At 72.5% G+C, this 21,249-nt stretch carries 17 protein-coding genes; 9 read left to right on the top strand and 8 right to left on the bottom strand.

Annotated features, from left to right (window positions below; genetic code table 11):
* Positions 1–68: 68 nt before the first annotated feature.
* The 4 genes from Pta02_RS26370 to Pta02_RS26385 are packed head-to-tail and all read right to left on the bottom strand — an operon-like array spanning position 69 to position 5,667.
* Positions 69–1,076, bottom strand: coding sequence for an ABC transporter ATP-binding protein (locus tag Pta02_RS26370; protein ID WP_203877623.1), 1,008 nt, complete (start codon positions 1,074–1,076; stop codon positions 69–71).
* Positions 1,066–3,096, bottom strand: a complete 2,031-nt coding sequence (locus Pta02_RS41415; RefSeq protein WP_239131235.1) for a dipeptide/oligopeptide/nickel ABC transporter permease/ATP-binding protein — start codon at positions 3,094–3,096, stop codon at positions 1,066–1,068. The genes Pta02_RS26370 and Pta02_RS41415 overlap by 11 nt, the downstream gene beginning before the upstream one ends.
* Entirely contained in the window at positions 3,089–4,024 is a 936-nt protein-coding gene (locus Pta02_RS26380; protein WP_203877624.1) for an ABC transporter permease, read from the bottom strand. Before Pta02_RS26380 ends, Pta02_RS41415 begins: the two co-directional genes overlap by 8 nt.
* Positions 4,021–5,667 (bottom strand): ABC transporter substrate-binding protein, encoded by a 1,647-nt coding sequence (locus tag Pta02_RS26385; RefSeq protein WP_203877625.1) that lies wholly within the window; start codon positions 5,665–5,667, stop codon positions 4,021–4,023. Before Pta02_RS26385 ends, Pta02_RS26380 begins: the two co-directional genes overlap by 4 nt.
* Positions 5,668–5,855: 188 nt before the next feature.
* On the opposite strand from Pta02_RS26385, the gene Pta02_RS26390 reads away from it, so the two are divergent.
* From Pta02_RS26390 to Pta02_RS26410, 5 genes are all read left to right on the top strand, one after another.
* Complete coding sequence (locus tag Pta02_RS26390; protein WP_203877626.1) at positions 5,856–6,485, top strand: TetR family transcriptional regulator; 630 nt, start codon at positions 5,856–5,858, stop codon at positions 6,483–6,485.
* Positions 6,486–6,597: 112 nt separating this feature from the next.
* Positions 6,598–6,942, top strand: coding sequence for a YciI family protein (locus Pta02_RS26395; protein ID WP_203877627.1), 345 nt, complete (start codon positions 6,598–6,600; stop codon positions 6,940–6,942).
* 32 nt (positions 6,943–6,974) lie between these two features.
* A complete protein-coding gene (locus Pta02_RS26400) occupies positions 6,975–8,306 on the top strand; it encodes an RNA polymerase sigma factor (RefSeq protein WP_203877628.1) in 1,332 nt (443 codons plus the stop codon).
* Positions 8,307–8,707: 401 nt separating this feature from the next.
* Positions 8,708–9,358 (top strand): lysophospholipid acyltransferase family protein, encoded by a 651-nt coding sequence (locus Pta02_RS26405; protein ID WP_203877629.1) that lies wholly within the window; start codon positions 8,708–8,710, stop codon positions 9,356–9,358.
* 225 nt (positions 9,359–9,583) lie between these two features.
* A complete protein-coding gene (locus tag Pta02_RS26410) occupies positions 9,584–11,212 on the top strand; it encodes a penicillin-binding transpeptidase domain-containing protein (RefSeq protein WP_203877630.1) in 1,629 nt (542 codons plus the stop codon).
* A 182-nt stretch (positions 11,213–11,394) separates the two neighbouring features.
* On the opposite strand, the gene Pta02_RS26415 is transcribed toward Pta02_RS26410, so the two are convergent.
* Entirely contained in the window at positions 11,395–12,567 is a 1,173-nt protein-coding gene (locus Pta02_RS26415; RefSeq protein WP_203877631.1) for a macrolide family glycosyltransferase, read from the bottom strand.
* Positions 12,568–12,608: 41 nt separating this feature from the next.
* Between Pta02_RS26415 and Pta02_RS26420 the strand changes: the two genes are divergently transcribed.
* On the top strand, positions 12,609–13,205 hold the full coding sequence (locus Pta02_RS26420) for a TetR/AcrR family transcriptional regulator (RefSeq protein ID WP_203877632.1): 597 nt from the start codon (positions 12,609–12,611) through the stop codon (positions 13,203–13,205).
* A gap of 48 nt (positions 13,206–13,253) precedes the next feature.
* On the opposite strand, the gene Pta02_RS26425 is transcribed toward Pta02_RS26420, so the two are convergent.
* On the bottom strand, positions 13,254–13,547 hold the full coding sequence (locus Pta02_RS26425) for a DUF3040 domain-containing protein (protein WP_203877633.1): 294 nt from the start codon (positions 13,545–13,547) through the stop codon (positions 13,254–13,256).
* Between the two features lie 507 nt (positions 13,548–14,054).
* On the opposite strand from Pta02_RS26425, the gene Pta02_RS26430 reads away from it, so the two are divergent.
* Positions 14,055–17,264 carry a S41 family peptidase gene (locus Pta02_RS26430; RefSeq protein ID WP_203877634.1) on the top strand — a complete coding sequence of 1,070 codons (3,210 nt, stop codon included), beginning with the start codon at positions 14,055–14,057 and terminating at the stop codon, positions 17,262–17,264.
* Positions 17,265–17,355: 91 nt separating this feature from the next.
* Complete coding sequence (locus Pta02_RS26435; RefSeq protein ID WP_203877635.1) at positions 17,356–18,699, top strand: FAD-dependent oxidoreductase; 1,344 nt, start codon at positions 17,356–17,358, stop codon at positions 18,697–18,699.
* On the opposite strand, the gene Pta02_RS26440 is transcribed toward Pta02_RS26435, so the two are convergent.
* Positions 18,659–19,603, bottom strand: coding sequence for a helix-turn-helix transcriptional regulator (locus Pta02_RS26440; protein ID WP_203877636.1), 945 nt, complete (start codon positions 19,601–19,603; stop codon positions 18,659–18,661). The genes Pta02_RS26435 and Pta02_RS26440 overlap by 41 nt on opposite strands.
* 99 nt (positions 19,604–19,702) lie before the next feature.
* Between Pta02_RS26440 and Pta02_RS26445 the strand changes: the two genes are divergently transcribed.
* Positions 19,703–20,479 carry an alpha/beta fold hydrolase gene (locus tag Pta02_RS26445; RefSeq protein ID WP_203877637.1) on the top strand — a complete coding sequence of 259 codons (777 nt, stop codon included), beginning with the start codon at positions 19,703–19,705 and terminating at the stop codon, positions 20,477–20,479.
* An 81-nt stretch (positions 20,480–20,560) separates the two neighbouring features.
* Here Pta02_RS26445 and Pta02_RS26450 read toward each other — a convergent pair whose 3' ends face one another.
* The gene (locus tag Pta02_RS26450) at positions 20,561–21,229 is read right to left on the bottom strand and encodes a TetR/AcrR family transcriptional regulator (RefSeq protein WP_203877638.1); all 669 of its coding nucleotides are present in this window, start codon (positions 21,227–21,229) and stop codon (positions 20,561–20,563) included.
* Positions 21,230–21,249: the final 20 nt, after the last annotated feature.

Below are 21,249 nucleotides of genomic sequence, written 5' to 3' on the forward strand. Positions count from 1 at the left end.
GTGCGAACCGCTGTGGCCGCCCGGCGACCGCCCCGCCCCGCGGCGGACCCGGCCCCGGGCGGCGGCGGTCAGGCCGGGGCCGTCCCCGTCTCCGTCTCCGTCTCCGTCTCCGGATAGTGGCAGGCCACCCAGCGGTCCCCGCCGAGGGAGCGCATCTCGGGTTCCTCCTGCGCGCACCGGGGGGCGGCCTTCGGGCAGCGGGTACGGAAGCGGCACCCGCTGGGCGGGGTGACCGGTGACGGCGGCTCGCCGCTGATCAGCTGATCGGCCGGGGGCAGGCCGAGGCCGCTGCGCGGGATGGAGGCCAGCAGCGCCCGCGTGTAGGGGTGGGCGGGCCGCTCGACCAGCTCGGAGCCGGGGGCCAGCTCGCAGGTCTTGCCCAGGTACATCACCAGGATGCGGTCGCTGACGTTCTTCACCACGGCCAGGTCGTGGGCGATGAAGACCAGCGTGAGCCGGTAGCGCTCCTTGAGGTCCTCCAGCAGGCCGAGGATCTGCGCCTGCACCGAGACGTCCAGCGCCGACACCGGCTCGTCGCAGATCACCACCTCGGGTTCGAGCACGAGCGCCCTGGCGATCGAGATGCGCTGGCACTGCCCGCCGGAGAACTCGTGCGGCCGGCGGGTGGCCGCGGTGGCCGGATCGAGCCCGACGGCCTCCAGGATCTCGTCCACCCGGTCGCCGCCGACGCCCCATACCCGCGGACCCTCCGCGACGATGTCGCGGACCCTCCGGCGGGGGTTCAGCGACGAGATCGGGTCCTGGAAGATCATCTGCAGCCGCCGCCGGGTACGGCGCAGCGCCTCGCCCTTCAGCCGGGTCAGCTCGACGCCGTCCAGCCGGACCGAGCCCGACAGCGGCGGCGGCAGCTGCATCAGCGCCCGCGCGGTGGTCGACTTGCCGCAGCCCGACTCGCCGACGATGCCCAGGGTCTCACCGGGCAGCAGGTCGAAGCTGACCCCGGACACCGCGTGCACGCTGCGGCCGCGGTCGGCGGGGAACTCCACGACGAGGTCCTCGGCCCTGAGCACCGCCTGGCCGGGGGGACGGAGATGGGCGCTTCCGCTACCTGCCACGGTTGTCGGCTCCTTCGGGTCCGGCGAGTTCGGTTCGCTTGAGGTCCGGACCGGTTCTTCCGGCCCCGTTGTGACCGGGACCGCCGGGCTCGGATCCGTTGCGGTCCCGGCCGGCGGGCCCGGGGTCGCCGAGAGCGGCCGGCACGGGGTCGACGGGTACGGGATCGGCGAGCGCCGCCTCGGTGCCCCGCGGATACCAGCAGGCGTACAGGTGCTCGCGGGTCTCCTGGAACAGCGGGGGCGCCTCGGTGACACAGCGCTCGCGGGCGTAGGGACAGCGGGGATGGAAGGCGCACCCCGAGGGCAGGGCGGCCAGGTCGGGCGGGCGGCCGGTGATGACCCGCAGCCGGTGGTGGGCCGGGTCGGTCAGCCGGGGCACCGACTGCAGCAGGGCCTCGGTGTACGGCATGCGGGTCCGCTCGAACAGGTCGGCGGCCGGTCCGCGCTCGACCACCTTGCCGGCGTACATCACGATCACCTCGTCCGCCCACTCGGCGACCACGGCCAGGTCGTGGCTGACCAGCACGGTGGCCATGTTCCGCTCCTGGCGCTGGCGGTGGATCAGCCGCAGCACCTGGTCCTGCACGGTGACGTCCAGGGCCGTGGTCGGCTCGTCGGCGAACAGCACGTCGGGGCCGCACGACAGCGCCATCGCGATCGTCACGCGCTGACGCATGCCGCCGGACAGCTGGTGCGGATAGCGGCGCAGGACCCGCCCGGGCTCGGGGATGCCGACCGAGGCCAGCAGCACGGCGGCGTGCGCCAGCGCCCGCTTCCTGCTCAGCCCCAGGTGCACCCGGAGCGGCTCGGCCACCTGGGTGCCGATGGTGCGGACCGGGTTGAGCGCGGTCATCGGGTCCTGGAAGACCGCGGCCAGCCGCGTGCCCAGGACCTGCCGCATCTCCTGCGGGCTGAACACTGTCAGGTCGTCGCCGTCGAGATAGACCTTGCCGCCGCGGACCACCCCCGATCCGGGCAGCAGGTCGAGGATGGAGCGGATGAGCATGGACTTGCCCGAGCCCGACTCTCCGACGACGGCCAGCGTCCTGCCCCGCTCCAGGCTGAAGGAGACGCCGTCGACGGCCTTGACGACGCCGCGCGCGGTGACGAAGTGCGTGCGCAGGTCCGCCACCTGCAGCAGCTGCCCGCCCGCGGTGTGGGGGGCCGTCGGCAGCGGCTGCGCGGCGGCCCGCCGTACGTGCTCCAGACCGCTCTGGCGCACGTCGGTCAGCGCCCTGAGCCTGTCGCCCACCACGTTGAACGACAGCACGGTCAGGAACATCACCAGCGAGGGCGCGAGCACCAGGTGGGGGGCGTTCTCCATGATGGTGCGGCCCTCGTTGATGAGACCGCCCCAGGTGGGGGTGGGCGCCTGCACCGACAGCCCGAGGAAGGCCAGGCTGCCCTCGGCCACGATCACCACGGCCATCCCGAGGAAGGCGTAGGAGGCGGCGGGCACCGACACGTTCGGCACGATCTCGCGCCACAGGATCCTGCGGTCGCGCACGCCCAGGGCGCGGGCCGCCAGCACGAACTCCCGTCCCGCGAACGCCATCGTCGTCCCGCGGACCAGCCTGGTCCAGGCGGGCACGCCCAGCACGCCCAGCACGATGAGCACGTTGCGCAGGTTCGCCCCGGCGAAGGCGACCACGGCCAGCGCGAAGACCAGCGCGGGGAAGGCCAGCGCGATGTCGTTGACCGCCATGATCACCGCGTCCGTCGCCTTGCCCCGGTAGCCGGCCAGCAGGCCGAGGGGCGCGCCGATCAGCAGGCCGAGCAGGACCGCGCCGATGCCCACGCCGAGTGAGACGCGCGCGCCGTACACGACGCGGCTGAACACGTCGCGGCCCAGGCTGTCGGTTCCGAAGGGGTGGGCGAGGCTCGGTCCGGCCTGCGGCGGCCCGACCAGGGTCTCGTCGTAGCCCGGCAGCGGGAGCAGGTCGGCCAGGACCGCGGCGGCCAGGACCAGCCCGATCCACCCCGACGCGATCCAGAAGCCCTTACCCAGGCGCCTACGCATACCGGATCCTGGGATCGACCGCGGCGTAGACCAGGTCCACCGCGAAGTTGACCAGCACGTAGCCGACCGAGATCAGCACGACGCCTCCCTGCACCGTCAGATAGTCGCGGGAGAAGATGGAGTCCACGATGAGGCGGCCCACGCCGGGCAGGCCGAAGAGCGTCTCGATGATCACCGTGCCGCCGATGAGGGCGCCGAGGTTGAGACCGATGGCGGTGATCAGCGAGATCGCCGAGGGCCGCAGCGCGTGCCGCCACAGGATGCGCCGCGGCGACAGGCCGCGGGCGCGGGCCAGGGTGATGTAGTCCTCCTGCAGGGTGGCGATCATGTCGGCGCGCAGCAGCCGCGCGTAGACGGCCAGTTGCCCGCAGCCCAGCGTGACGGCGGGCAGCAGCACCGAGGTGAGGTTCCAGCCGAGGTCCAGCGAGATCGGGGTCCATCCCGTGGCGGGCAGGACCTGCCAGTTCACGGCGAAGATGAGGATCAGCAGGACGCCGAGCACGAACACCGGGGTCGACAGCAGCGCGAAGCACAGCGCTGTCAGCGCCTGGTCGGCGGTGCCGCCCGCCCTGCGGGCCGCCGCCACGCCGATCGGCACGGCGAGCCCGATCGCGACGATCTCGGCCGCGATCAGCAGCTCGATCGTGACCGGCAGCCGTTCGACCAGGGCCTCGGTCACCGGGACGCTGGTGATGTAGGAGGTGCCGAGGTCGCCGGTGACCAGGGCGCCCAGCCAGGCCGCGTAGCGGACGAACAAAGGGTCGTCCAGGCCCAGCTCCTGGCGGAGCTGCGCGCGCGCCTCCTCCGTCGCCGACACTCCCAGGATCTGGGTGGTCGGGTCGCCCGGCAACAGACTGAGCAGGGCGAACGACAGGAAGGTGACGACGAGCAGTACCACCAGGAGCCGGACCAGCCGGTGGAGGATCACTGCTGGTCGACCCAGATCTGCGAGAACGGGTGGTACGGGATGGGCGAGCCGGTCAGCGGCAGGCCCTTCTCACCGTCGGGCAGGAGCTGCTCGCCGATCCCCCGGACCTTGGTCTTGGCCACGATGGCGCCAACGTTGAGGTGGTCGATGAACACGAACGGCACGAGCTCGCGCAGCCGCTGCTGCACGACCGCGTAGGCCTCCTTGCGGGCCTCCGTCTGCGGGTTGCTCCTGCCGCTGTCGAAGGCGTTGCTGAGCTGGGCGTCCTTCAGCCGGGTGAAGTTGAGCGCGACCGAGCCGATGGGCTGGGCGTAGTTCTGGTGCATCCAGATGTACTCGCCGTCGGGGTCGGGCGAGGAGAACTGCGTCCACACCGTGGCGCTGTAGTTGCCGGTGACCGCGCGGTTGATCAGGTCGGCCTGGTCGGCCTGCTTGATCGTCACGTCGACCCCGGCCTTGCGCCACATGGCCTGGGCGAGCTCGACGCCCTGCATGGTGTTGGGGTCGGGGGTGGACAGCAGCTCGAAGGAGACCGGGCCCTTCTCCGCCTCGACCTCCTTGATCAGGGCGGTGGCCTTGGCCAGGTCGTAGGCCGGATAGGTGCCGCCGGGCGCGTACCACGGCGAGTCCTTCGACCAGGGGCCGTCGGCCTCCTCCGTCAGCCCCGAGCGCAGGGTGGAGATGACCGTCTTGCGGTCGGTGGCGTGGGCCAGCGCCCTGCGGACCCGCAGGTCGTCCAGGGGCGCGACGGCGGTGTTGAGCAGGAACATGTACTCGGGTACGGCCATGCCCTCGGCCCTGTGCACGCTGTAGGCGTCGCTCAGCCCGCCGAACTTGGTCACGTCCTCGTCGCGGCTGGTGCCCATCGCGTCCAGCCCGCCGGCCTCCAGGGTCTGCGCGCGCGTCTGGCTGTCGGGCAGGATCCTGAACTCGATCTCGTCGAGATAGGGCAGGCCCTTGCGCCAGTAGGCCGGATTCCTGGTCACGATCATGCGGCTGTCGGGCACGTACTCCTTGAGCGTGAACGGGCCGGTGCCGATGGGCTTGCGGCTGGCGGCCTTGGGGTCGGCCAGCGAGGCGGGCGCGAGCACCATGCCGATCTGCGCGGCCAGGTAGTAGGGGAAGGCCACCCACGGCTGCTTGAGCTTGACCTTCACCGTCATCGGGTCGACGAGCTCGAAGGAGTCGACCGGCACGAAGATCGAACTGGTGAGCGGGGAGGCCTTCTGCGCCTCCAGGTTGGCCTTGACCGCCTCGCCGTTCAGCGGGGTGCCGTCGGAGAAGGCGATCCCGCTCCGCACCTTGATCGTCCACTCGTCGTTCTTGGAGTTGGGCGTCAGGGACTGGGCGAGGTACGGCTTCCAGGCCCCGCTCGCATCGACGCTCACCAGCGGCTCGACGATCGTCCCGACCATGCTGTAGCTCTGCGAGGCGAACTGGTCGGTGACCGGGTTGAGACCGGCGGCGTCGGCGCTGAGCCCGTAGACCAGGCGTCCGCCCTTGACCGGCGAGGAGGAACCGGAGGAGCCGGAAGGGGATCCGGCCTGAGTGGCCGTCGGCCGCTCTCCGCTGCAGGCGACCAGCGCCGATGAGAGCAGGGAAAGTGACGTCAGGGACAGCAGAAAGATTTTCCAGCGCTTCATTGGCATCTTCTCCCGTGGCCCCCGAGAGCAATTTCACCGATAGTACTATCGGTGAGATTTCTCACAAGGGTTCCCGGTGGATTGTTGTCACCGGATGTGAGAAACCCTCGCCTCATCGGAGCGGGAGAGCGCGGCGGCCGGGCCGGCGAGCCTGCCACTAGAGTCGGGCGCACAGGATTGGAGTGGCCGTGACGAGCACACCGCTCACCAGGAGTGAGGCCAAGGACCGGACCAGGCGCCGGTTGCTCCGCTCCGCCCTGGCCATCCTCGACGAGGAGGGGGAGGCCGGCCTCACCACCGTCAAGGTGGCGAAGGCGGCCGGGATCGCCCAGTCGAGCTTCTACGTGCACTTCAAGGACATGCAGGACCTGCTCAAGGCCCTCGCCGTCGAGAGCGGGCACCGGCTGCGCGCCTCCATGCGCGAGGCCCGGCTCCGGGCGGGCGAGACGCCCAGCGACGAGGAGCCCTACCGCGACACCTTCCGCATCCCGCTGGAGGCCATCTGCCGCCACCCGGAGCTGCTGCGCATCCAGCTGCGCGCCCGGCACGACCCGTCGTCGCCGCTGCAGGGGTTCGCGGCCGAGACCGCCGCCGTCTACCGCGCCCACCTGGCCGCCGATCTGGCCGCCCTCGGCTGGGCCGCCGACGACGAGCGCGGCCGGCGCCGCCTGGAGATGGTCGCCGACGGGCTCAACTCGCTGACCAACGCCATGGCGCTGGGGCACATCGAGGGGCGCTACCCCGACGTGGAGGAGACCGTCGACGTCCTGGTGGCCTTCTCCAAGGGGTGCATGCACGTGCTGAAGACCTCCGGCTGACGGCCCGCCGCGAAATTCCCTCCGGCGGGTTGTCGATTCCGGCGTGGGTCGCACGTCATAGAGGCACGCGCGCCGCCCCGGCGCGCGAGGAGCACAGGGAAGGAACACGCACATGAAGTACGTGCTGCTGGCCGTCGGTGACGAGAAGGTCTGGGAGCAGGCCGGCCCGGCCGAGCGGGAGGCCGTCTTCGCCGGCTGGGAGCGTTTCGACCGGCTGCTGAAGTCCAGGAACGCCGACCGGGGCGGCGAGGAGCTGGCCTCCTCCGCCACCGCCACCACCGTCAGGAAGGACGGCGACCAGGTGATCATCACTGACGGCCCCTACGCGGAGGCGACCGAACAGATCGGCGGGTTCGTCATCGTGGAGGCCAGGGACCTGGACGAGGCGATCGAGTTCGCCAAGGCCTGCCCGTCGGGGACCGTGGAGATCCGCCCCGTGGTCGAGTACCAGGGCTGATCCTCCACGTGCGGGCGGATGCGGAGATCTCCATGGCGCAGGACGCGGTGCCGGAGGGTACGGCGGGCGTGATCACGACCGGCTCGGATGGCCTGAACGGCGCGGCGGGCGGCCCGGAGGGTACGGCGGGCGCGACGGCGGCCGAGCGGGCCTACCGGGAGCACTGGGCACGGCTGCTGGCCCTGCTCACCGCCGAGCTGCGCGACCTGGATCTCGCCGAGGAGTCCCTGCAGGACGCCTTCGCCGCGGCGGTCGCCGCCTGGCCCCCGGAACCGGCCAGCCCGCCCGCCTGGCTGCTCACCGCGGCGCGCAGGCGGGCCATGGACCGGCTCAGGCACGGCGCCGTCATGGCCAGGAAGCTGCCACTGCTGATCGTGGACGAGCCGGAGCCGTCCCCCGCCATTCCCGACGAGCGGCTCCGGCTGATCTTCGTCTGCTGCCACCCGGCGCTGTCCATGGACGCCCGGGTGGCCCTGACCCTGCGCTGCGCGGGAGGTCTGACCACCCGGGAGATCGCCCGGATGTTCCTGGTCCCGGAGGCCACCATGGCCGCCAGGATCACCCGGGCCAAGAAGAAGATCGCCCAGGCCGGGATCCCGTACCGGGTGCCGTCGGGGGCGGAGCTGGCCGGGCGCCGCGACGGGGTGCTGGCGGTGATCTACCTGATCTTCACCGAGGGGTACGCCGCCACCGGAGGGGACCGGCTCATCCGCGAGGAGCTCGCCGCCGAGGCGATCGCCCTGGGCCGGATGATCCGGGAACTGCTGCCCGCGGAGGCGGAGGTGGACGGGCTGCTGGCGCTCATGCTGCTGCACCACGCCCGGTGCGAGGCCCGGCTCGGCCCCGCCGGCGAACTGATCCGCCTGTCCGAACAGGATCGCTCGCGCTGGCGCCGGGAGGAGATCGCCGAGGCGGTCGCCCTGCTGCGGGAGACGGCCCCGCACGGCCCGCCCGGCCCCTACCTGCTGCAGGCGGCGATCGCCGTCGAGCACGCGGCCGCCGCCCGCGCCGAGGACACCGACTGGCCCGCCATCGCCCGGCTGTACGGCGGGCTGGAGCAGATCACCGGATCGGCGGTGGTCCGGCTCAACCGGGCGGTGGCGGTCGCCGAGGCCGAGGGACCCGAGGCGGGCCTGGAACTGCTGGAAGGGCTGGACGGGGCGCTGGGCCGCCACCACCTCCTGCACGCCACCCGGGCCGAACTGCTGCGCCGGCTGGGCCGTGACCGGCAGGCGCTGGAGGCCTACGGCCGGGCCCTGGAGGCCGTCGGCACCGACCCGGAACGCGCCTTCCTGCTGTCGCGCCGGGCGGACCTCTCGGCGTCCGCCACCGGCCCGGGAACAGGGGCCGGCAGTCCCCACTGAACACACCTGTCACCCGGAAGTGGAATAACCACCCCCCGAAGTCCGTTAGAGTCATCGTGCCGATGTGGTTTGTGTCCCCCGGGCCGCAAATTACCGCCTTCACGGAATACCGTTCGGCTGGAGCCGTGTTGTGCCTCTCGCCGAGGAGGCGACCGCCACATCGGCCTATACTTCCCGCCCCGCGAGGCCCCGCGCCTCGCGGGGCGCTCTCGTCTCCGCCCTCCTCCTCCTCTCCGCCGTTCCGCGGACGCTTTTGACCGGATTGTTCTGATCGCCCGGGAAATAGAGGATGAATTTGGAGGAGCCCTACAAACCCCGGGGCCTCTCTTGTGCGGATGGGCACACCCGCCGGTCCTCGGGGCACCGCCTAATGTGGTGACCCCGCCCCGTGAGGAGAGCCCGTGCTCTATCGCCTGACCAAGATCGTCAGCGCTCCCTTCCTGCACCTTCTGTGGCCGACCAGGGCCATCGGAGCAGAGCACGTCCCCGACTCGGGCCCGGCCATCCTGGCCTCCAACCACCTGTCGGTCCTCGACTCCACGTTCCTGCCGCTGGTGCTGCACCGCCAGGTGCGCTTCGTCGCCAAGGCCGAGTACTTCACCGGCAACCCCGTCACCGCGGCGTGGATGCGGGCCACCGGCCAGATCCCCATCGACCGGCAGAGCCCCACCGCCGCACAGGACATGCTCGACGCCGCCGCCCGGGTGCTCAGGGAGGGCGGGCTGTTCGGCATCTACCCCGAGGGCACCCGCTCCCCCGACGGCCGCCTCTACCGGGGCAAGGTCGGGGTCGCCTGGCTGGCCCTGGCCACCGGGGCCCCGGTGATCCCGGTCGCCATGTCCGGCACCGACAAGGTCCTGCCGATCGGCGCCTCGACCCCCCGGCTCGGCCGGGTGGGGGTGCGCATCGGCGAGCCGCTGAGGTTCACCGGCTCGGAGACCAGCGCCCGCGACCGGCGCCGGGTGACCGACGAGATCATGACGGCGATCCAGAAGCTCTCCGGGCAGGAGTACGTCGGGAGCTACGCCCCGGCCCGCAACCAGACCGGCTGACCCCGCGGGCGCACCGGCCCGCCCCCGCCCGCCTGTTCCCGGAGCCCGCCCCGGCCGCTCCCGCGGGCCGTACGCTCGGATCGGCCTCCGCCGGACGGGTGCCTGCCGGGCGTATGACGCTCTTCCTGACATATGTCCGATTGATCGCTAGGGTGAGTCCGCTGAGCGCCCGCCACGGCGGGCGCCGGGTCCAGGGGGCCGGGCCGGACGAACGGGGGTGGCCGAGTGCCGAGCGGCAGGACGATCGCGATCGCGTCGGTGAGCGTCGCGCTGGTGGCGGGGGCCGCCGGCGGGGGCGCGTGGTGGTACCTGCACACCCGCGGCACCCCCCAGGAGACCGCGCAGCGCTTCACGCAGGCCTGGCAGCGCGGCGACCTGGCGGCCATGCGCGCCGAGCTGACCGCGCCCGCCCCCGCCCTCGACCGCGCCTACCAGGACATGCTCAAGGGCTGGGCGGTGGAGAGCACCGCCGTACGGCTCGACTCGGTGCGCGAGACCGGTGACGACACCGCCCGGGCCGCCTACACCGCCACGCTGAAGCTGAAGAACGTCGGCGAGTGGAGCTACTCCGGGACCGTGGACCTGGCGGTCGCCGACCGGCACTGGCGGGTCAAGTGGTCCCCCGCGGCCGTGCACCCCGAGTTCTCCCAGGGGTCCTCCTTCGCGCTGAAGACCAATTGGCCGGAGCGCGCGGCGATCACCGCCGCCGGAGGCGAGCGCATCGACGGCTCCGACGCCGGCGGCTCGATCCAGCAGCTCGTGGGCATCCTGGACAAGGCCGGGGACAAGGACGTCAAGAAGCTCGGCTCCTCCTACAAGAAAGGCGACGCCATCGGCCGCGGCGGCCTGCAGGAGACCTTCCAGCAACGCCTGGCGGGCACGCCGAGCACCGAGATCCAGCTCATCGGCTCCGACAAGAAGGCCGAGACCGTCGGCACGATCGAGGGCGAGGCGGGCGAGCCGCTGCAGACCACCCTGGACATGCGGGTCCACCGGGCCGCGGTCAGCGCGGTACGCGACCTGAAGCAGACCGCCTCGATGGTGGTGATCAGGCCCTCCACCGGCGAGATCCTGTCGGTGGTCAACAACACGGGCGGCTTCAACCGCGCCCTGGACGGCGCCTATCCGCCCGGGTCCACCTTCAAGGCGATCACCGCCACCGGGCTGCTGCAGGCCGGGCTGAAGCCCGGCTCCCGGGTCACCTGCCCCAAGGACGTCATCGTCGGCGGCCTGGCGATCCGCAACTCCCACCACGCCGGCTACGGGTCGGTCACCTTCTCCGACTCCTTCGCCCACTCCTGCAACACCACCTTCGCCCCGCTGGCCAAGGAGCACCTGAGCGCCGACGAGCTGGTGCGGACGGCGGAGCTGTTCGGTTTCAACAAGCAGCTCAGCATCGGCATCCCGGTGGGCAAGGGGAGCTTCCCCCGCGCCGAGAACGACGCCGAGCTGGCCGCCGAGTCCTTCGGCCAGGGGCGGATCACCGCCAGCCCGCTGCTGATGGCCTCGGCCGCCGCCGCGTTCGCCGACGGCACCTGGCGGCCGCCGACCCTGGTCTCCTCCATCAAGCAGCGCAACGAGCCGCAGGAGCTGCCCGAGGGGGTCACGGACGCGATGCGGCAGATGATGTCCGCGGTGGTCACCAAGGGCACCGCCAAGGACGCGGGCCTGCCCTCGGGCACCCGCGGCAAGACCGGCACCGCCGAGTTCGGCCCGGCCGACGACCTGAAGACCCACGCCTGGTTCATGGGCTACCGGGACGACCTGGCCTTCGCGGTGATCGTCGAGGAGGGCGAGGGCGGCGGCGCGGTCGCCGCCCCGGTGGCGGCGGACTTCCTGCGCGCCCTGGGGTGATCACCCCGGCTGCGGCCCTCCACCCGTCGCACCGCCGCGGAGTGTCCCCGGGTCACGGGCTTCCACCGGAACGCCGCCGTCGATCCATCCGGGTCACGGCCCTCCACCGGAACACCGCCGTCGATCCGCCCGGCCCACGGTCCTCCGCCCGCCGGGTCGCCGTGGAGTGCCCCGTGGGCACCTCACCGGCCGGGGAGGATCTCCTCCACCGCGTCGGCCGCCGCGGGAGCCCCGCCCGCGGCCGTCATCTCCTGCCGCATCCGGGCCAGCCGCCCGCGGATGTCCTCGTCGGCGGCCACGCTCTCCACGGCGCCCCAGAGCTGCTCCGCGGTGACCTCCTCCGGCGGCAGCACCGTGCCGAGACCCAGTTCGGCGATGCGGTCGGCGTTGGCCCGCTGCTCGGCCATCTGCGGCACCGCCACCATCGGCACCCCGAAGTGCAGGCTCTCCATCGTGCCGCCCATCCCGGCGTGCGTGACGAACGCCCGCGCGTGCCGCAGCACGGCCAGCTGCGGCGCCTGCCGGTGCACCTCCACGTTGGGCGGCACCGGCCCCAGCACCGCCTGGTCCATCCCACCCACGGCCAGCACGACCTGCCAGGGCCGGTCCGCCGCCGCGCGCAGCACGGTGCGGTAGAAGCCGGGCCGGTCGTTGTAGGCGGTGCCGAGCGAGACCAGCGCCACCGGGAGATCGCCGGAGGGCTTCCACCCGCCCTGATAGGAGCGCTCGGAGAGGGCCGGGCCGACGAAGGCGTACCGGTCGGTGAAGGTCTCACCGGCGTACTGGAAGGCGCGCGGCAGCATCACCAGCCTGAGCGCGGCCGCATCACCCCGCATGAACGCCTCCAGGCCGCCGAATCCCTGTTCCCGCAGGAAGCGGCCCAGCCGGACGGCCATGAGCAGGAAGCGCGGACTCAGCGGGTTGACCGTCGTGTACTTCGTGCTCATCGACCAGTGCTCGTTGCTGACCAGGTTGGGCCAGGTCTCCACCGCGGGCACCCCCCACCGCCCGGCCAGGATCCGGCCCCACCAGCACATCGGGCCGTCGTGGACGACCAGGTCGGGGCGCTCGGCCCCCTCCAGTTGCGCGAGCATCGCCTTCGTCTCCTCGAGCAGCAGGCCCATCGCCCGGACGAGCTCCCTGCCGTGCATCTGCGGCACCTTCATGTCGTCGCGCCCCTCCCAGGTGGAGGTGACCGGGACGACTTCGGCGCCGGTCTCGGCGACGCGTTCGGCGAACGCCGCCGTGGTGGCGTAGGTGACCCTGTGGCCGCGTCGCACGAGCTCGGCGGCGACCCCCAGCGTGGGGTTGACATGTCCGGCGCCGACGGGGGCGAAGAACGCGATGGTTGCCATACCTACGCATTATAATACGCACGTATGAAAAAAGGAGGAGTATGCCGAAAATCGTTGATCACGACGAACGGCGCCGGCACATCGCCGAGGCCGCGGTGCGCATCGCGGGCCGCCACGGGCTGGACCGCGCGACACTGCGCGACATCGCCGTCGAGGCGGGCATCTCACTCGGAGCCGTGCAGCACTATTTCCGCAGCAAGGAAGAGCTGCTCCGGCACGTGGTCGGCCACCTGGGCGAGCAGGTCACCGCGCGGATCATGACCAGGGTCGGCGATCTCGGCGACGTCTCCGTGCTCTCCTTCCTGGAGGCCATGGCGGTCGAGATCCTGCCGCTGGACGCCCGCCGCCGGGCCGAGCGCCGGGTCGCCCAGGCGTTCGGCATCCGCGCCCCGGACGTCCCGGAACTGACCGAGCCCCTGCGACAGGGTTACGACTGGGTGCGCGACAACGTCGCCGAGCTGATCCGCCAGGCCCAGGGCGCCGGTGAGCTGCGGCCGGAGCTGGACGCCGAGTTCGAGTCGATCGTGCTGCTCGCCGTGATCGACGGGCTGTCCTCCGACATCCTGATCGGCGTGCGCGACCCCGGCCAGGCCGTGGAGACCGTGCGCTACCACCTGAACCGGCTGGCGGTCCGGTGAGCCCGCCACCGGGCGGCGTCACGGCGTCACAGGGATAACGTCACGGGATCACAGGGGCAGCGCCGCGGCGTCGTGGCGCAGGACCATGACGAGCAGGGTCGCGATGAGGGTCGCGATGAGCAGCCAGCTGATCATGATGATGACCGTCGAGCGGCGTGGGCGCCGGCGGCTCCGCCTGCGTTCCCCGCCCTCGGCGTCGGTACGCCGTCTGCGGCGGCCGTTCTCCCGTCGGTGGACGCGTTCGTTGAACGATTCCAGCCGCGCGGCCAGCCGCGGGTCCTCGTCGATGAGATGGCGCTCGATCTGCAGCAGCATTCGTTCCTCGTCTTGCGACCAGGCCATGCCGCACCTCCCCGGGACGCAAGGCGTGTGCCGACGTTCTGCCCAATCGTGAAGATCGTTATCCGTTTCGAGGGCTCCGATTTACCGCTTCTTTAGACGGCGGCCACGTCGCCCGGCGGGCGGGATTCTCCTCACCGTCACCGACGGGTGATTGGTGTTCACAAAGGGTATTAAGGGCCTCGATGTGTCGATCCGTCACATCACTATCCCAGCCACAACGGGGGAAACCGTGGCAGAGAAAAAGAAGCCCGCCAAGTCCTCAGGAAAACAGAAGAAGGCCGCGATCAAGGCGAACCGCCAGGCCAAGCAGGCCAAGCAGGCCGGCAGGCGTCCCGACACCGCCGAGTGACAACCGCGGTGACACCGCGGCGGCTCCGGCCGGCCCTGCGGGCGCACGACCCGCCCGGGAACGCCGTCGCCGCGCGCAACGTCCCCGCCCGCCGCTGAAGTGACCCATGATCGGGCGGCCGGGGGCATCTTCCGGCCGCCCGATCACGGAGTGACACGATGTCCGCCTACCTGCGCTTCCCGACGATCTTCGGTGACGTCGTCGTCTTCGCCGCCGAGGACGACCTGTGGATGGTGCCCGCCTCCGGCGGGCGGGCCTTCCGGCTCACCGCGGGCGTGGCCGAGGCGGGTTACCCCCGCTTCTCCCCGCGCGGCGACCAACTGGCCTTCGCCGGTCGCGAGGAGGGACCGGAGGAGGTCTACGTGATGCCCGCCGACGGGGGTTCGGCCCGGCGCGTCACCTACCACGGAGTCCGCTCCACGGTCACCGGCTGGGACCCCGACGGGGCGATCGTCTACGCCAGCGACGAGGGCCAGCCCTTCGAGGGCCAGCGGTGGCTGCACCGGGTCCTGCCGCACGGCGCGCCCGAGCGCCTGCCGTACGGCCCGGCCAACACCATCTCCTACGGCCCGCAGATCGTGATCGGCCGCAACACCGCCGACCCGGCCCGCTGGAAGCGCTACCGCGGCGGCACCGTCGGCGACCTGTGGATCGGCACCGGGCAGGACTTCCGGCGGCTGATCACGCTGCCGGGCAACCTCGCCTCCCCCTGCTGGGCGGGAGACCGCGTCTACTTCATCTCCGACCACGAGGAGATCGGCAACGTCTACTCCTGCACGGCCGACGGCGGGGACCTGCGCCGCCACACCGACCACCGCGACTACTACGCCCGCAACCTGTCCGGCGACGGCCGCAGGCTGGTCTACCACGCCGGAGGCGAGCTCCATCTCATCGAGGACGGGCGATCTCTCCACGTCCCGGTGAGCCTGCGCAGCTCGCGCACCCAGCGCAACCGCCGCTTCGTCCCGGCCGCGAGCTTCCTCGACAGCGCCATCCTCAGCCCCGACGGCAGCGGGCTGGCGATCACCACCCGCGGCAAGGCCTTCTCCTTCGCCGCCTGGGAGGGCCCGGTCCGTCAGCACGGCTCCTCCTCGGGTGTCCGCTATCGGCTGCTGACCTGGCTCAACGACGGAGAGCGGCTGATCACCGCCGCCAGCGACGAGGGCGACCGCGAGGTCCTGACCGTGATCGCCGCCGACGGCGCCGCCCCGCCGGTGCGGCTCGACCACCTCGACACCGGACGGGTCACCTCCCTGGAGGTCTCCCCCAAGGCCGACCTGGTCGCGATCACCAACCACCGCAACCAGCTGCTCCTGGTCGACCTGGCCGCCGACCCGGTCACGGCCGCCGTGGCCGACTCCAGCCGGTTCGGCGCGATCGAGGACCTCGCCTGGTCCCCCGACGGCCGCTGGCTCGCCTACGCCCTCCCCTGCACCGCGCAGACCACGGCGATCAGGCTGTACAGGGTGGAGGACGGGGAGACCTTCCCGGCCACCCGCCCCGTCCTCCACGACCACTCCCCCGCCTTCGACCCCGGCGGCAGATACCTCTACTTCATCGGTCAGCGCGTCTTCAACCCCGTCTACGACGAGCTCCAGTTCGACCTGGGCTTCCCGCTCGGCTCGCGTCCCTACGCCATCGCGCTGCGAAAGGACGTCGGCTCGCCGTTCGTGCCGGAGCCCCGGCCGCTGGACGGTGACGACGACGACGATGACGATGACGTCGAGTTCGTCATCGACACCGACGGCATCGAGGACCGGATCGTCGTCTTCCCCCTCCCCGAGTGCCGCTACGACACCGTCGCCGGGATCAAGGGAAAGGCCCTCTACCTCACCTTCCCCGTCGAGGGGGCGCTGGGCGACGAGTACGCCGAGTCCTCCGACGGCACCCTGCACGTCTACGACTTCGCCAAGCAGAAGCACGAGGTCCTCACCGGGGACGTCTCGGAGTTCCGGATCGGCCGCGACGGCACGACCATGCTCTACCGGTCGGACAACCGGCTGCGGGTGGTCAAGGCCGGCGAGGTGCCCGACGAGGAGGGGGCCGACCGGGCCGGCGGATGGATCGACCTGTCGCGGGTGAAGGTGTCGGTCTGCCCGGAGGCCGAGTGGCGGCAGATGTTCCGCGAGGCCTGGCGGCTGCAGCGGGAGAACTTCTGGACCGAGGACATGGCCGGGGTCGACTGGGGCGGCGTCTACGAGCGCTATCTGCCGCTGGTGGACAAGGTGACCACCCGCGGCGAGTTCTCCGACCTGCTGTGGGAGCTGCTGGGCGAGCTGGGCACCTCCCACGCCTACGAGAGCGGCGGCGCCTACCGCGCCCGCCCGCACTACCGGCAGGGCAAGCTGGGCGCCGACCTCGTCTTCGAGGACGGCGTGTACCGCATCACCCGCATCGTCGACGGCGACCGCTGGGACCCCGAGTCGACCTCCCCGCTCAACCGCCTGGGGCTGGACGTACGGCCGGGCGACACGATCCTGGCCGTCAACAGCCTCCCGGTCGGCCTGTCGACGGGCCCGGACCAGCTCCTGGTCAACCAGGCCGACCAGGAGGTCCAGCTCACCGTCGGCCGCGGCGAGGAGAAGCGGACCCTCGTGGTCGGGGCGATCTCCGACGAGCGGCCGGGCCGCTACCGCGACTGGGTGCGGGCCAACCGCGCCCGCTGCCACGAGCGCAGCGAGGGGCGCATCGGCTATCTGCACATCCCCGACATGGGGCCCGAGGGCTACGCCGAGTTCCACCGCGGCTTCCTGGCCGAGTACGACCGCCAGGGGCTCATCGTGGACGTGCGCTTCAACGGCGGCGGCCACGTCTCCTCGCTGCTGCTGGAGAAGCTGGCCCGGCGCCGCCTGGGCTACAACTTCCCCCGCTGGGGCGTGCCGGAGCCCTACCCCGACGAGTCGCCGCGCGGCCCGATGGTCGCCGTCACCAACGAGTGGGCCGGTTCCGACGGCGACATCTTCAGCCACACCTTCAAGCTGCTGGGCCTGGGCCCGTTGATCGGCAAGCGCACCTGGGGCGGCGTGATCGGGATCTGGCCCCGGCACCGGCTGGCCGACGGGACCGTCACCACCCAGCCGGAGTTCTCCTTCGCCTTCGACGACGTGGGCTGGAAGGTGGAGAACTACGGCACCGACCCCGACATCGAGGTGGACATCACCCCGCAGGACTACGCCGGGGGCGTCGACACCCAGCTGGAGAAGGCGATCGACGTCGCCCTCCAGCGCCTGGTCACGCACCCGCCGCACACACCCGACCTGACCGCCCGGCCGCGGCTGTCGGTGCCGCCCAAGCCTGCCGCGCACGAGGACGGACCGGCCGCGGACCCGGCCGGACAGCGGGACCCGCGCACGCAGGGCCCCGGATAGGGGCGGGCGCGGCCGGATAGGGGTTGGGAGGCCGCGGGGGACGTCCCACTGTGGAATCCGACCGATCTTCCTCCCACCCTCCGGAGAGGCCATGAGGCACGCCGTCGTGATCGGGGCCGGTATGTCCGGCCTGCTGGCCGCCGCCGCGCTCGGCCGGGTCGCCGAACGGGTCACCGTACTGGACAGGGACGAGCTGCCCGAGGGCGACGTCCACCGCCGCGGCACCGCGCAGAGCAGGCACGCCCACGGACTGCTGGCCCGGGGCCTGCAGGCCATGGAGGAGCTGCTGCCCGGCCTGACCGGCGAGCTCACCGCCCGCGGGGCGTTCGGCGGCGACCTGCAGGCCGACTGCCGGTGGATCAACGAGGGCCGCCGCCTGGCCCCCGCGCCGGGCGGCATGCCCGGCCTCCTGGTGAGCCGCCCGCTCCTGGAGGGGCAGGTCCGGCGGCGGGTGGCGCGGCTGCCCGGGACCGAGGTGGCCGGCGGGCGCCAGGTCGGCGGCCTGGCCGCCTCCGGCGGCCGGGTCACCGGCGTCCGGCTCACCTCCGGCGAGACGATCACCGCCGACCTGGTCGTCGACGCCTCGGGGCGGGGCTCGCGCACCCCGGCCTGGCTGGCCGAGATGGGTTTTCCCGTGCCCGAGCAGGAACGGGTCGAGATCGACCTGACCTACAGCACCCGGCTGTTCCGCAGGCTCCCCGGCCACCTGGACGGCGACCCGGTGGTCATCATGGCCGCGACCAGGGCGGTCCCGCGCGCCGGGGTGGCGCTGGCCATGGAGGACGACCGCTGGATCGTGACCATCGGGGGGTACGGCGAGGCGGCGCCGCTCGACTACGAGGGTTTCGTCGCCTACGCCGGGTCCCTGCCCGCGCCCGACATCCACGAGCTGGTCTCCTCGGCCGAGCCGCTCGACGAGGGGCGCAACCACCGCACCCCGGCCAGCGTGCGGCGGCGCTATGAGCGGCTGGCGCGCTTCCCCCACGGCCTGGCGGTGGTGGGCGACGCGGTGTGCGCCTTCAACCCGATCTACGGCCAGGGCATGAGCGTGGCCGCGGTGGAGGCGCTGCGCCTGGGCGAGTGGGCGGGGCGGGACAGGCCGGCGCGCGAGCTGTTCCGGTCGATCTCCCGGGTCGTCGACGCCCCCTGGGACATCGTGGTCAGCGGCGATCTCCGGCTGCCGGGGGTGCGCGGCCGGCGGACGCCCAGGATCAGGCTGGTCAACGCCTATCTGGAGCGCTTCCACCGCGCAGCCGAGCACGACGCCGAGCTCGGCCGCCGCTTCCTGCGCGTGGCCAACCTCATCGATCCGCCCTCGGCCCTGGTGCGCCCCGCCTGCCTATTGCGCGTGCTGCGGGGCGTCCTGGCACCGGCGGCGCCGCGACGCGGGCCGGTCAGCCTGCGTACCCCGCAAGCCGGGCGGCCAGCGCCCTGACCTCCTCGCGCAGTCCGTCCGGCGTGATCACGGTGAACGGCCAGCCCAGCCCGGCCAGCATCTGGGCCATCCCGTCCAGCCGCTCGGCCCTGGTCGTGAGCAGCACCCCGTCGGGCCGCTCCTCCAGTGTGGCGGCCTCGGGCGGGATCCGGCGGCGCGCCTCCGCCGGGGTGGTCTCCAGCAGCACCCGCACCTCGTGCCGGTACGGCACCGCCGACAGCGCCCCCGTCACGTGCGCGACCGCGTCGAAGTCCCCGGGGACCTCGAAGCCCCTGCCGGTGGGGGCGGCGCCCGCCACCCGGTCGACCCGGAAGGTCCGGATCTCCCCGCTGCGGTGGTCGAGCCCGGCGACGTACCACCGGCCGGAGTGGAAGACGAGGCCGTAGGGGTCCAGGTCCCGTTCGGACTCCTCCCCCTTCCAGGACCGGTAGGCCAGCCGTACGGTGCGGCCGTGCCGGGCCGCCTCGGCCAGCGCCAGCAGCGGGCCCGCCCTGGGCGTGCTCGCGGGCGCCGGGGAGCGGGTGTGCTCCAGCGTCGCCGAGACCGCCTCGACCCGGTCGCGCAGCGCCCGGGGCAGCACCCGCTGGATCTTGGCCAGCGCGCTCTCGCTGGCCGTCTCCCCCACCGCCATCCCGGTGCGCCGCCCGGCCAGCAGTCCCAGCACCACGGCCGTGGCCTCGTCGTCGGTGAACATCAGCGGCGGGAGCTTGTAACCCGGCATCAGCCGGTAGCCGCCGTAGCGGCCCCGCTCGGCCTCGACCGGCACCCCGAGCTCCGAGAGCCTGCTCGCGTAGCGCCGCACCGTGCGCTCGTCCACCCCCAGCCTGGCGGCGAGCTCCGGCCCGGTCAGACCGGGGCCGGCCTGCAGCAACTCCAGCAACGCGAGCACGCGGGTGACCGTCATGAAATTTCTCCGTAAATCAGGACCGGTTCTGCCCGGATTCGATCCTACGGTGGAACCAGGTCAGGGAAGACACCAGGCCGCAGACACAGAGGAGAGAACATGAGCGAGCACATCGGCGGCGGTCGCGGCAGGGGCGTCTACGTCCTGGTCCCCGGCTACTGGCTCGGCGGCTGGGCCTGGGAGAAGGTCACCGCGGCCCTGCGGGCCGGCGGGCACGAGGTGCACCCCGTGACCCTCACCGGGCTCGGCGACCGGGTGCACCTGTCCACCCCCGAGACCGACCTGGAGACCCACATCCAGGACATCGTCAACACGATCGTCTACGCCGACCTGCACGACGTCGTCCTCGTCGGCCACAGCGGCGGCGGCACGCCCGTCACCGGCGCCGCCGACCGGATCCCCGAGCGGATCGCCCGCGTGGTCTATCTCGACAGCGGACCGCTCGCCGACGGCATGGCGCACATCGACATGTCCGATCCCGAGGGCAGGGAGTTCGTCGCCCGGCGGGTCGCCGAGCAGGGCGGCGGCACGGTCTATCCCCCCATCTCCTGGGAGGAGCACGAGGCGGCCGGCGCCAGCCTGGAGGGGCTGGGCGAGGCCGAGCGCGAGTGGTTCGCCTCCCGCGCCACGCCGCAGCCGTACCGGAGCATGACGCAGCCGCTCAGGCTCACCGGCGGTGCGGACAAGCTGCCCAAGACGCTCGTCTCCTGCTCCTTCCCGCTGGAGCAGGTCCACGCGATGATCGCCTCCGGCCACCCGTTCTTCGCGGCGCTGGGCGGCCCGGAGTGGAGCTTCGAGGCGCTGCCCACCGGCCACTGGCCGATGTTCTCCGTGCCCGAGCGTACGGCCGCCGTCCTCGCCGCCCTGGCGGAGTGAGGAGGGGGAAGCCTCGGCGGGGTCCCGCGGGAGCCGGTGCCGTCAGGAGAGCCGGTGCCTTCCGGGCCTTCCGGCTCCCGATCACTTCGGAGCCTGCGGGGCGGCGCCGTCCGGCGCCGTCCCGCGGCCTCCGGGGCGGGGCTCCTCGGAGCGCCCTGCGTCTTCGATCGCGCCGAAGGCCCCGAAGGCGCCGGACTCCAGCATGGAGACCAGCAGGCCCATCGCCCGATCGGCCCGTCCGGGCTCCATCAGCCGGTGCACCTCCAGCCCGGTGACCGCCGCCGCGACCAGCGTCGCCGCCTCCTGCGGCCCCGCCCACCCCGCCTCGCCCAGCACCGGCACCAGGGCCTCGCGCCATCCCAGCGCGGCCCGCTCCAGGAAGCCCGGGAAACGCTCCGGGTCGCGCGAGGCCAGCACCACGATCTCCAGCCAGAGCCGCATCATGCCGTCGGCGGACTCCCCGCCCGCCGCCGCCCAGTAGCGCCGCAGCAGCTCGGCCGGGGCCAGCTCCCGGGCCAGGGCGGCCAGCTCGGCCTGGAAGCGCGTCTCGACCCGCTCCACGATCGCCGCCAGCAGCCGGTCCTTGGAACCGAAGTGGTAGGTGAGCACATAGGTGCTCACACCCAGCGCCGCGGCCAGCTCCCCCAGGGTGAGCGCCTCGATCCCGGTGCGCGCCGCGAGCGCGAGGGACGCCTCCAGGACTTCCTCGCGCCGCCCGGCCTTGGGCGGCCTTCCACGTCTGCCCGTCACATCCGTAATTTATCATGAAG

The organism is Paraplanobispora takensis, from assembly GCF_016863195.1.
GTDB lineage: Bacteria > Actinomycetota > Actinomycetes > Streptosporangiales > Streptosporangiaceae > Planobispora > Planobispora takensis.

Excerpts from the sequence above, each read along its gene's own strand:
- Pta02_RS41415 (WP_239131235.1), bottom strand. The coding sequence starts at position 3,096 with ATGCGTAGGCGCCTGGGTAAGGGCTTCTGGATCGCGTCGGGGTGGATC.
- Pta02_RS26385 (WP_203877625.1), bottom strand. The coding sequence starts at position 5,667 with ATGAAGCGCTGGAAAATCTTTCTGCTGTCCCTGACGTCACTTTCCCTG.
- Pta02_RS26395 (WP_203877627.1), top strand. The coding sequence starts at position 6,598 with ATGAAGTACGTGCTGCTGGCCGTCGGTGACGAGAAGGTCTGGGAGCAG.
- Pta02_RS26400 (WP_203877628.1), top strand. The coding sequence starts at position 6,975 with ATGGCGCAGGACGCGGTGCCGGAGGGTACGGCGGGCGTGATCACGACC.
- Pta02_RS26415 (WP_203877631.1), bottom strand. The coding sequence starts at position 12,567 with ATGGCAACCATCGCGTTCTTCGCCCCCGTCGGCGCCGGACATGTCAAC.
- Pta02_RS26420 (WP_203877632.1), top strand. The coding sequence starts at position 12,609 with ATGCCGAAAATCGTTGATCACGACGAACGGCGCCGGCACATCGCCGAG.
- Pta02_RS26425 (WP_203877633.1), bottom strand. The coding sequence starts at position 13,547 with ATGGCCTGGTCGCAAGACGAGGAACGAATGCTGCTGCAGATCGAGCGC.
- Pta02_RS26430 (WP_203877634.1), top strand. The coding sequence starts at position 14,055 with ATGTCCGCCTACCTGCGCTTCCCGACGATCTTCGGTGACGTCGTCGTC.
- Pta02_RS26435 (WP_203877635.1), top strand. The coding sequence starts at position 17,356 with ATGAGGCACGCCGTCGTGATCGGGGCCGGTATGTCCGGCCTGCTGGCC.
- Pta02_RS26440 (WP_203877636.1), bottom strand. The coding sequence starts at position 19,603 with ATGACGGTCACCCGCGTGCTCGCGTTGCTGGAGTTGCTGCAGGCCGGC.
- Pta02_RS26445 (WP_203877637.1), top strand. The coding sequence starts at position 19,703 with ATGAGCGAGCACATCGGCGGCGGTCGCGGCAGGGGCGTCTACGTCCTG.